6 protein-coding genes and 1 pseudogene are annotated in these 10,662 nt (G+C 63.9%); 4 read left to right on the top strand and 3 right to left on the bottom strand.

Going from position 1 to position 10,662, the window contains the following annotated elements; translation table 11 throughout:
* The first annotated feature begins 576 nt into the window (after positions 1 to 576).
* Positions 577 to 3,096, top strand: coding sequence for a hypothetical protein (locus tag ACZ6KY_RS41870; RefSeq protein ID WP_469315489.1), 2,520 nt, complete (start codon positions 577 to 579; stop codon positions 3,094 to 3,096).
* Positions 3,097 to 3,527: 431 nt separating this feature from the next.
* Here ACZ6KY_RS41870 and ACZ6KY_RS41865 read toward each other — a convergent pair.
* Positions 3,528 to 3,728 (bottom strand): annotated as a pseudogene (locus ACZ6KY_RS41865) (ISL3 family transposase); the annotation flags it as partial.
* Between the two features lie 337 nt (positions 3,729 to 4,065).
* On the opposite strand from ACZ6KY_RS41865, the gene ACZ6KY_RS41860 reads away from it, so the two are divergent.
* The 3 genes from ACZ6KY_RS41860 (at position 4,066) to ACZ6KY_RS41850 (ending at position 7,318) form a co-directional block, all read left to right on the top strand.
* Complete coding sequence (locus ACZ6KY_RS41860) at positions 4,066 to 5,721, top strand: Eco57I restriction-modification methylase domain-containing protein (RefSeq protein WP_469315488.1); 1,656 nt, start codon at positions 4,066 to 4,068, stop codon at positions 5,719 to 5,721.
* Positions 5,722 to 5,739: 18 nt separating this feature from the next.
* Positions 5,740 to 6,447, top strand: coding sequence for a PaeR7I family type II restriction endonuclease (locus ACZ6KY_RS41855; RefSeq protein ID WP_469315487.1), 708 nt, complete (start codon positions 5,740 to 5,742; stop codon positions 6,445 to 6,447).
* A 160-nt stretch (positions 6,448 to 6,607) separates the two neighbouring features.
* Complete coding sequence (locus ACZ6KY_RS41850) at positions 6,608 to 7,318, top strand: PaeR7I family type II restriction endonuclease (protein WP_469315486.1); 711 nt, start codon at positions 6,608 to 6,610, stop codon at positions 7,316 to 7,318.
* Positions 7,319 to 7,587: 269 nt separating this feature from the next.
* Here ACZ6KY_RS41850 and ACZ6KY_RS41845 read toward each other — a convergent pair whose 3' ends face one another.
* A complete protein-coding gene (locus tag ACZ6KY_RS41845; protein ID WP_469315485.1) occupies positions 7,588 to 8,649 on the bottom strand; it encodes a Wadjet anti-phage system protein JetD domain-containing protein in 1,062 nt (353 codons plus the stop codon).
* Entirely contained in the window at positions 8,646 to 10,196 is a 1,551-nt protein-coding gene (locus ACZ6KY_RS41840; RefSeq protein WP_469315484.1) for a hypothetical protein, read from the bottom strand. The genes ACZ6KY_RS41845 and ACZ6KY_RS41840 overlap by 4 nt, the downstream gene beginning before the upstream one ends.
* Positions 10,197 to 10,662 lie beyond the last annotated feature (466 nt).

Here is a 10,662-nt window from a genome sequence, read left to right as displayed (position 1 = left end):
CACGCTACGAGAAGCGCGCCTACATCTACCTAGGCACCGTCACCCTCGCAGCCCTCCTCATCTGGCTCCGCACATGATCCGAGAAACAGTGCCTAAGTCGAGGTTCGGTGCCAATCAGAGGGCGGCCGAGATTCGTCGTAGAGGCGTACCGGGGTGCCATCTCACCCGTGACCCCTGCGGCGGCGGCATATCTCAACCCGCTTGAGAAAGGGGCCGGTTGAGAAATCATTCATCTGATCTGGTGAACTCGGCGGCTTGGGATCGCCGCGTCTTCGACCGTAGTGGCAGATTCCGTGGTGCACGTCGGTGGCTCATCACTGGCGTCCGCCTCATGCCGCCGTCGGTGGAGCAGGAGCAAGCTGCGAGATGTCCAGGTGCCGCCGAGGCGCTGTTGGGCTGGTCGTTCTTCGGGCGTTGGCAGGTGGACCGTACGGGGCGAGGACCGTCGCACACCCTTTCACAGGTGTCGACCTGTCCTTCGTCGGCACGAGGCTTCGGCGCTCGGGCGCGTGACACGCTCCCGACGGACGGGAGTTTCTGTGTTCGCCCGGGACGCCCGGGTGGAAGGACAACACCATGGTCGCAAAACGACCTGATGGCATTTTCCCGCACATCGGCACCGAAGTCTGGGGCCGGAACCTCGCAGACGCCATCGAGAACACCTGCGCGGAACTCGGGGTCGTACCCCCTCCCCGGCAGGCGATCACCGAGGGTCTGGCCACCGCTCTCCCGGACACCGAGATCAAGGGCCTGATCGCCACCCGGAACAGCAAGAAGGTACTCAAGCCCTCGGCCTACCGTCTCGTACAGGCTGGCGAGGAGCAGGTACTCCTGCTCATGTGCGATGTCCACGGTGCTGCGGTGGTCCCGTGGGACCTCAACGACCGCACCGTCAGCTGCTGGTCGCCGCCCGTCGCGGAGGCCAGTAAGCGCGTCAAGCACCTCATCGCCGCCGAGCTGGCGCTGCACGAAGCCAGGAAGACCGCGAAGTCCGCCGACAAGGAGCGAGAGACCTGTCGTCGCGCGGCCGGGGATGACACATACACCGCGCAGGCCCTGTCGGCGGCCGTGCAGAAGCACGAGGACGCCGAGCGCCAGGTGCGGGAGCTCGAAGGTGAGTGTCAGGCCATCCTCACTGCCCTCGGTGGCCGACGGCCGCGCCCGGTGGTCCGCGCCGCAGTGGAGGACGGGGAGCCGAAGGCGGCGCTGGCTCTCGCCGAGCAGCCGTACGCGGTGGCCTTCCACATGCAACGGTACGCCGCTGAGTGCCTGGAGCGCGCTGGGAAGACACGCGGCTACGACCTCGCCGAGTCCCTGGTGGACGCGGGGCAGCTCTCCAAGGGTATGAACGTCCTGCAGCAGTGGCAGATCACCCACCCCGACGGCACGGTGTGGAAGCTGTGGCGGCTGGCCGCCGTGACCGGGAACAACCGCGCGCAGTCCCGTCTCAATATCTTCCGCGTGCGTCCGGAGCACCTGGTCACGGGGGTGCCCCAGTCCCTCCTGCCGATGCTGAAGGACAAGAAGGCCGACTCCGGACGTCTGCTGCTGAGTCAGCGGGAGATCCTGAACCGGCTCTCCGCCCGGCTCAACGAGGCCGGTGCCAAGCCGGAAACGGAGGCGACCGACCCGTCGGTCCGGGCCGAGAAGATCGCCACGGTCTCCGCGGAGATCGTGATCGGCTGCACCAAGCCGGCGGCACTGGAACACGTCCTGCGGACGCTGAACGTCAACGACCACCTGCGCGGCATCCAGCCCTACGACGAGGACGCGCGCCTGATCGCCCTGTTCGCGACGCTCGTCGACTCCTACACCCGCGAATCCCTCCTCGCGGACGCGCTCGCTGAGGCGTTCCCCGACGCGCGTGGCGTGGACCTGCTCGATCCGGCCGGGGTACGCGACGCGCTGACCGCCAACGGATCGCTCGACCCGCTCGTGCCGCTCGTTCCTGCGGGCGACGACGTCTCCCCGGCCGTGCTCCGCGACATCGCGGTGCGCGCCATCACTGCGCTCGTGTTCCCCGAGATCCCGCCGGAGACCCCGAAGGTGACGAACGCGCGCACTGATACGGGACGGTTCTGGCCGATCGTCAGGGGGACGCTGCAGGAGCCGGCGTGGAGTCAGACCAAGGCGAAGACAGCAGAGGCACGCACCCGTCTGTGGTCCGCCGCCGTCGCCCAGTTGTTCCTGCACCGGGGCAACATCCTCTCCGCCCTGGGCTTTTTTGGCGTCCCGGAGACCGCAAAGGGCGCCGGGCAGGACCCGCGGTCACTCAAGGTGCTGTTCCTCCGGGCAGAAGCCGGTGATGCGACCGCCTGGGCCGCCCTCGTCCAGCGGATGGCACCGGCCCTGATCCACGCTCCGCAGCCGTTCATCACTCCCGGCCAGGGCAGCGAGGCGGGCGACGGCCGCAAGGGCGTGCGCCGCACCCCCAAGAGCGCCCTCGCTGCCCTCACACTGGCGTACACGACGAGCAGCGCCTCAGACATCAGCCGGGCTCTTCTCCTCGCGTTCGCCAAGGCCGTGCTGGAACACCCGGACGCGATGCAACCGCCCGAGGTGGAAGACGGCACGCCCCTGATCTGTTATGGGGAGCGGCACTGGGTCGAGGACCGGACGCCAATCACCGCGGGGATGGTGATTGCTCCTGACACCGAGGGACGGCCCACCAACTACGTCGCAGACAAGGCATGGTTCGACGAGATGTTCCCCGTGGAGCTCGGTCGCTCCGCCCCGGCCGCCCCCGGAAGTACCGCCAACTCCTCCACGGCCGCCGGAACCAGCACGGATCCCACTGCCACCATCGCGCACGGCGTGCCGCTGGCCGACCCGCGCGACCACTTGGCCACGCTGCGGCGGGATCTGCCCGCCCGTGTCGAGCTCGTCGAGGGGGGCTACCAGCAGGCGGTGGACTCCGCCCACACCTTGATGACCGACTTCGAGGAGGCACACCGTCTGCGAGTCCAGCTCGGAGAGGATGCGCTCCCGGCCGAGCAGCGGATCGAGTGGATGGAGAAGCTGACGAAGGTACGGGCCGCGGCCCAGGCCAGCGTTACGACGCTCGAACAGGTAGAAGCGCTGATTCTGCAAGTCTGACCGATGCGGTAAAACCCAAGTTCGTCGGGTACAGGTGGGCCCCTGGAAGCAGTTGAGGGGCCCACCTCCTGTTTTCACCAGAGGCATGCCCGAGGCGGGCCGCCGCGCTGCCCCAAGCCAGTCGCGCGGGTGGTCCAGGGGCGTGTGCCGAGGGTAGGCAGGCTAGCCATGCGGCGCGCACACTCCGGGGGCAGGCGGCGCGGCCGTATCGCTGCGCGGCGGGCGTCGGTGGGCCCTGGACTACTACGGCCCGGGGGTGGCAATGGGCGTGGCCGGCTCCGATCGGCCAGCAGGAGATGCCGGTGTGCACTTTCCCAGTCGGTCGGCCTGGCGTCCCTGGGTTTGTGATCTTGGACTGTTTGGCTGAGGCCCGGATGGCGGGTCTTCCGGCCGGCGCCTGCTCCCTGATTTCGGCGAGGAGGCGAGTGGTGGGGGACGGCAGGGTTCTCGGTGCCGCGTTTGCGGAGGTGGTCGCGGTAGGGCGCGACCAAGCCCGGCCTGTAGGTCGGAGTACGCACCACGCGGTCGGGCTCCGCATGGCGGGCGTAGCGCTTGACCATGTTCAGGGACAGGCCGATTCTGCGGGTGCATTCCAGCAGGATTGCCCCGGCGGCGAGGAGTTCGTGGACCTGTCGTCAGTGCGTCCACTTCGCCGTTCGCGGTCTGAGTGATTTGCTCTCGATAGAGCCCAATTGCATATGCTTCGAGGCTGGCGTTGCGATGAAATACAAGTTCGCTGGAGGCAGACGCGTAAGACTGGAAACTTCTTCGCGAGGCATGTCACAGTTACCTCATCGCGAAACCGCGGGCCCCCAGAAAAGGACTTCGTTAATGGCGGATTTTGTCTCTGCTTCAGTTCATATCCCTCAAGCCGCGCGTTCGAAGGACGGAGCAGACCTTCCCGCAGGAACGCTTGGTGGTGCCCACCTCGCAGCGGACTGGGCCGCCGGAGACGGTAGCCTCACGTGTGTGTCTCTCACCAGCTCACCTAGCGCCACTGTCCACGCCGAGGCCATCCCTGCCGAGGCCGTGGCCAACGGCGAGGTCTACACTCGCCGATGGGTCGTCGACATGATCCTCGACCTGGTCGGGTACACCACCGACCGGGATCTTGATCAATTGACTATCGTCGATCCCGCCTGCGGTTCTGGCGCGTTCCTTCTTAGCATCGTTGAGCGCCTAAGCACGGTGTGTCGAAAGCTTGAACGGGACCTCCCCGTTAAGGGGGTCCGTGCCCTCGATCTACTGAGTCGTAACGTGAAGGCGAGTCGCGAGGCGGTGGCGGACGTCCTTTTTGCGGATGGCTGGGATCGCGAGACGGTTGACACCATCGTCAGTCAGTGGATTCAGCATGGGGACTACCTATTTGACGACGCAGGGAAGGCCGACTTCGTTGTCGGAAATCCTCCCTATATTCGGTTGGAAGATGTTCCAGACCAGCGGATGCAGCTTTACCGGAAGAGTCATCCGTCCATGGTTGGCCGCTCTGATATCTACGTCGGATTCTTCGAGAGGGCCCTCGGTTCCCTCACGCCCGGTGGGGCACTCGGATTCATCTGTGCGGATCGCTGGATGCGTAACCAGTATGGCCGTGAGCTGCGTAAGTTGGTCGCCGACCGCTTCAGTATGGATTTCGTTGCAACCATGCACGACGTCGATGCTTTTGAAGAGCAGGTGTCGGCCTACCCGGCGATCACGATCCTGCGCAATCGCCCACAAGGCGAGTCAGTTGCGGTCGATACCACGAAGTCCTTCGGAGCGGACGAAGCCCGTCGGCTGATGAGCTGGATCGGCGACGAGGAGCGCGCTGCTGCGAACACAGGCAGCTTCAAGGCGGCCCGACTGCCTCACTGGTTCTCGGCAGCAGACTCGTGGCCGGCTGGAAGCCCCGCACGCCTTGCCTTGCTTGAGGACCTGAACGACCGGTTCCCTGTGCTTGAAGAGACCTTGACGAAGGTCGGGATCGGCGTTGCTACAGGATCTGACGCTGTCTTTCTCACCGAGGATGAGACTCTCGTGGAGAGGGACCGGCTTCTCCCCATGGCGATGGTGAAGGATGCCAAGAGCGGGCACCTGGAGTGGCACGGCACCTACATGGTCAACCCGTGGGATGAGGACGGCGAGCTGGTAGACCTCGGCAAGTACCCCAGGCTGAGGGCTTACTTCGAGAAGCATCGGACAGCTCTCGAAGGCCGTTACGTGGCAAAGAAACAGCCTGACCGTTGGTACAAGACGATCGACAAGATCGACGCGCGCCTGACGGGTCGGCCGAAGCTGCTGCTTCCGGACATGAAGCTGACTATTCATCCCGTACTGGATGAAGGCGGGTACTACCCCCACCACAACCTCTATTACGTTGTGTCCGACACATGGGACATCAAGGTTCTAGGGGGCCTCCTCCTATCTCGCGTGGCCCAGACCTTCGTTGAGGCATACGCCGTGAGGATGCGGGGCGGCACACTCCGCTTCCAGGCCCAGTACCTGAGGCGCATCCGGGTTCCTCGCCCCGAGGCCATTTGTCAGACCGATGCTCTAGCGTTGGCACACGCGTTTGATCACCGCGATGTGCAAGCCGCCACAGAGGCGGCCCTCCGCGTCTACGGGATCGAGCGCATCCCGGACTGACGCTGACATGGGGGACCGATGAGCACCCAACCGAACTGGAACAACGACGCCTTGAACCGGGCCGTCCACACGATGTGGGCGGCCCGTTCGCGTGGGACTCAAAGCGGGAAGCACATGGCTGCGGTCGAAGACCTCGTGATCAAATCTGCGATAGAGGCTTGCAAGGGAACTCCCATCACCTTCTTGAGAGGCGAGGCCGCGACGCTTCCTGGGGTTTACCGGCCACGCAAGAACTGGGACATCGTCGCATTGGATGGTGACCGTCTTGTTTTTGCCATTGAGATGAAATCTCAGTCCGTGGAGAAGATCAGTAGTAATGCGAATAATCGAAACGAAGAGGCCATCGGGAGTGCTACAGATTTGAGGCTTGCCCACAAGAAGGGGCTACTCGGAAGGGAAAGAGGTGATGGTCATAGGCCCTGGATTGGATATTTTTTCATTCTGGAAGAGGCGCTTCAATCGACGCGGCCGGCCCGGCAGCAAGTGAGTGCTTCTCTCCCGGTGGATCCCGCTTATGGAACTCACCCATCCTATGAGGAACGGTATCGCTTGCTTTGTGAACGCTTGTTGGAAAACAAGCTCTACGATGGAGCGTGTTTCCTCCTCTCGAATACCGATCCTGGCGCCTTGGTCAAGCAGCCGGACCCGAGTGCTGGTATTGATTTTGGTAGCTTTATGGCATCCCTTGAGAGCTATCTCGCAAAGTACTGCGCCAACAGGACCTGAACCGGGCTGGGTCTGGGGTTGTGTTTCAGTCATGTCGAGCGTCGAGACGGCATGGTCCACTAGCCTGACCCTGGCTTCGGTAGTCGAGGCCCGCAGCGTTGAGAGCTGTGCCAGTCTCGTGCGGCCTGCCCACTGGCTGCACGTCGATCATGGTGGGTCCATGGACGGTAAATTCGAACTCGCAGTCCGGAAGTACTGGGAGACGCGAGAGCAGCAGACCGCGAGGCAAATCGCCGAGGGGAAGCGGGACGCAGGGCTCCGGGGCGCCGTCACAGGTGGTGCCCATCTCGATGCTCTGACGCAACTGATCGTGGAACACTTCGTGGACGTACTTGAATACCCAGCCAGCTCGATCTCTCTGGGTAAGAAGGCTGAGCTACCTGGCTATTATCGGCCAACCAAGCAATGGGATCTCATCGTCAAGAATGGAACCCAGCTGGTTGCGGCTATTGAGTTCAAGTCACAGTCTGGGCCATCGTTCGGGAACAACTTCAATAACAGAACAGAAGAAGCAATCGGGAGCGCTGTAGATACTCAGCGCGCCATCTCAAAGGGCCTTCTTGGCGATGCCCGACCTTGGCTGGGATACGTATTCCTGTTGGAGGACGAAGAAGGATCCACGCAGAGTGCGAAGCGAGACTTCAAGCCGAGCTTCAAAGTGGACGAGGCGTTTGAGGGGCGACCTTCATATGCTGACCGTTATCAAGTACTTTGCCGCAGACTCGTCGAGGATGGACTCTACGATGCTGCCTGTTTTGTGTTGGCCCCCAAAGATCCCGAACGTCCCATCAGTCAACCCGACCCGGAGCTAGACTTCACGGGATTCATTGATTCGCTCACGAAGCACGTACGGAAGGAGCCAGGGCTCTAAGCGAGGGCGCTTCGAACGTGAGTGTGAGTCCTCTAGGTCATTCAGGAAGGCCCCCGCTGCGAAGCAGTGGGGGCCTTCTGTGCCGACTGGTCGGCCGTGGTGGGAGAGACGAGTTTCACCCAACAAGCATTCCAAATATTCGGCTGTGGGTTCTGAGGTGTGCGTGAGTGTACCGATCTGCGGTGCGCGATGCTGAGGAACTAGATCAGGGGTACTGAACTGCTCGGCTAAGCAGTAGGTGTCTCGATCGACCGGTGCCTAAAGAACGCTCACCATCGCCAGTCGCGCTCGGTGCTGAGTTCGTTCCGACTGGTTGCCTCCTGCGCGAGGCGTAGTCCCTTGGTCAGCAGGGTGTGTACTGCTGGTTGAAGCTCTCCGGGGATCCAGGCAGTTAGATTGTGGGCTCGTTCGATGTCGATGATGTCGCCGACAGTGGGTTGGTGGGCGAGCAGCCGGCGGTATAGCGCAGTTGCCGGTTCGATCGGTGGCAGGCCGTGCGGTGTGCCGTTGATGGAGGCTCTTGCTGGGATGGCGATGCCCTCGGCGTCGAGGTCGCCGTAGTAGACGATGTGGTGGATGTCGGGGAACTCGGCGATGTTTTCTACGGATGCTTCGAAGGCTCGTCCGGAACCGAAGGCGATATATCGGATGCGGCCGGGGGCGGGTTCGAGTAGGTGGCGCAGGGTGGCGTAGGTGTCGCTATTTTCGACTACGAGGACAGTGTCGCCGTCACCAAGCCTGCGATGGGCCAGCGGGGGCGGTTCACGGTAGGTAGCGAGTTGCTCGAGGGTCAGTCTGCCCGGGGCAAAAAGCGCTCCGGTGATCAGCGTATCGAGGCGTTTTTCGAAGCGGAAGATTTCGTATGAGCGCTCGCGCAGGGGCAGCGGAATGCGTCGGGCTGGTTGGTTGTGGGAGTCTCGGAACCAGCGGTTGCAGGCGAGGAGGTCTTCGGTCTGGGACGCGGTTAGCTGGGCGTCGTAGGCCCAGTTGAGTTCTGGTCGCCATGACACATGCTGGCGTGGGTTGGAGGGCTTCGTCGATTGTGCGGTGGGGATCCGGACCTGTTCCGGAAGGGCGGGGTGGCCGGCGTCCCATTTGATGCGGGAGGTGGGGAGGCCGATGATGCCGTGTTCGGCGATTTCGTACAGCAGCGTGGCGAGGGTGCTGCGTGCGTTGTCGCCGCTGGCGGCGCCCGGTAGAGATTCCCGGAATGCCTCCATGACGCTGGCCCGGCTGACCGTTACGCGTTCGGCACGGGCCTGGAGAGCGGCGCTGAGTTGTGCCGCGGCGGGGGAGAGCGGCGCTTCGACGTGGTCTGGCGGTGAGGTCACTGAGCGCCGCCCTGCTTCCTGTACAGGCGTGCCGAGGTGAGCATGCCGACGGGTTCAGCGGTGTCTTGGTCGGGGGCGATGCGCGGCGTAGGGATGAGGGCGTTGCGTACGTGCTCTTCGAGCCGGATGAGGGCGAGACCGCTTCGAGCTTCGGCATCGTTGCGGAGCTGGATGCGCATGGGGAAGCGCGAGGTGACGTCCTCGTCACTCAGTCCGGTGGTGTAGATCAGCTGGATTCCCAGGGCGGCGGCCATCTCCATCTGGATGTCAACGAGGTATCCGGCGTTGGCCCGGCCGATGGGATTGTCGAGCAGGAGCAGTCCGCCGTTGCGGGTACGGCTGCGGGGGCCGGGCGAAGTGCGCAGGGCGGCGAGTGCACAGTACAAGAGGATGGCTCCGGTCAGTTCCTGGCCGCCTGAGAAGACGCGGCTCATCTCTTCGACGGGGACGCGGTCCAGGCGCTGGGAGGCATTGGGCTTCATGACCTCTGCGGTGAACCCGCGGGGGACTGCTGCCAGGAGGCAGCGCATCACGACGTCGATGCCTTTGAGGTTGCGGGTGCGCTGATTGCCGGCCAGCGCGTCGATGGATTCGTGCATCTGGGCCGTGAGGGCAGGAAGGTCCGGTTTCTTGTAGCGGATGGTGAGGAACTTCTGCCCGGACCAGGGGGCGTCTCCCTCAGGGAAGGCGGAGAAGCGGCTGGCCTGGTCGAGGCGCTGAAGGAGGTCGGTGACGTGGCCGCTGAGGTGTGAGGCGAGGGTCTCGCGGGCCTTGGCCATGCCTTCGAGGTCTGAGGTCAGGGCTGCGATGCGGGAAGACAGTGCGTTGGTCCAGGTGGCGGCCATCGCTGGGATGTGGTGGCTGTCCAGGGCGGAGATCTGTGTACGCAGGGGGATGTCGAGTCGTTCGAATCGGACATCGCCGGGTACTTCCTTGAGCCGGCTGACGCTTCCTTCCAGCTTTCGCTCTGTCTGGCGCGCTGTGTCCCGGCCGGTGGTGTGGGCGGCGACCGCCTGGCGGGCGGCGGATGTAGCGGCTTCCGCAGTGCCGTTGTAGGGCGGCCGGTCCGGCGGGACGGTCAGGCCGTGGACTGCAGTTTCCAGCATCGGCAGGACACGGTCGAATGCCGCCAGGTCCTTGGTGGAACTGGTCTGATTGCGGCGAGCAGTGTTGAACGCGTCATGGGCTAGACGTTCCTCGTTCTGAGCCGTGCCCAGTTCGCCTGCTGCCCTGACTTCCAGCTCGCGTGCCTCGGCGACGGTGGCCGGGGTCCAGACGGTCGATTCTTCGTCATTAGGCAAGACTGCCGGTTCCAAATGCCTGACACGCTCTTCAATCCGGCTCGCCTGATCCCTGAGTCCCTGGAGTGCCGTGTCGTAGGAGTCGATCTCGACGGTGAGGGCGCGCAGAATCGCGTCGCGCTGAACAGCGTCACCAGCCCGCCCATCACGACTGTGGGCCAGGGCCAGTCCCCGGACTGGTTCGGGGACTTCGTCCCATTCCTCCTGGCTGACGAGCAGTGCTTTCTGCGCTGTCGCCGCTCGCACCTGCTGGTCCTCGCCGACCTCAACGCCTCTCAGCTCGTCCTGCGCTTGCAGGTAGCGGTGTTGGAGAGAGGGGAGGGGCAACAGCGGTGCGCCGGAGTAATCGTGCGCGTGCTCTGCCTGGGACGTGCTGGTGATCTTTTCGCGCGACCGGACGTATCCCTCTGCAGCCTGCTCGGCTGATTCGATGGCGCGCGCGAGACGCAGGACTTCCTTGTCCGCCTCATCGATCTGGCCCGCCAGGGAAGCGAATTGGGTGTCGCGCGCGATTTTTTCACCGGTGAGGACCTTGATCCGGGCCTGTGCTTGGTCAGCAGCGGACTCCCCTTCCGCCAGGCGAGCCAGTTTCTCGGCGATTTGCTGCGCGGCCTTAACCTCGCCGTTTCACTTGGTGTGGGGCCGGGTTCTGTGCGGTAACGCGAAAGTGCCTTCTGAGCTGGGACGATGAACCTTGTCGAGGGGTTCTGTC

Source organism: Streptomyces sp. NPDC042002 (assembly GCF_055588305.1).
The sequence above is the reverse complement of the archived record's forward strand: the minus strand, read 5'-3'. Positions and strand labels throughout refer to the sequence as shown.

Coding starts and splice junctions, on each gene's coding strand:
- ACZ6KY_RS41850 (WP_469315486.1), top strand. CDS start 6,608: ATGGACGGTAAATTCGAACTCGCAGTCCGGAAGTACTGGGAGACGCGA.
- ACZ6KY_RS41855 (WP_469315487.1), top strand. CDS start 5,740: ATGAGCACCCAACCGAACTGGAACAACGACGCCTTGAACCGGGCCGTC.
- ACZ6KY_RS41870 (WP_469315489.1), top strand. CDS start 577: ATGGTCGCAAAACGACCTGATGGCATTTTCCCGCACATCGGCACCGAA.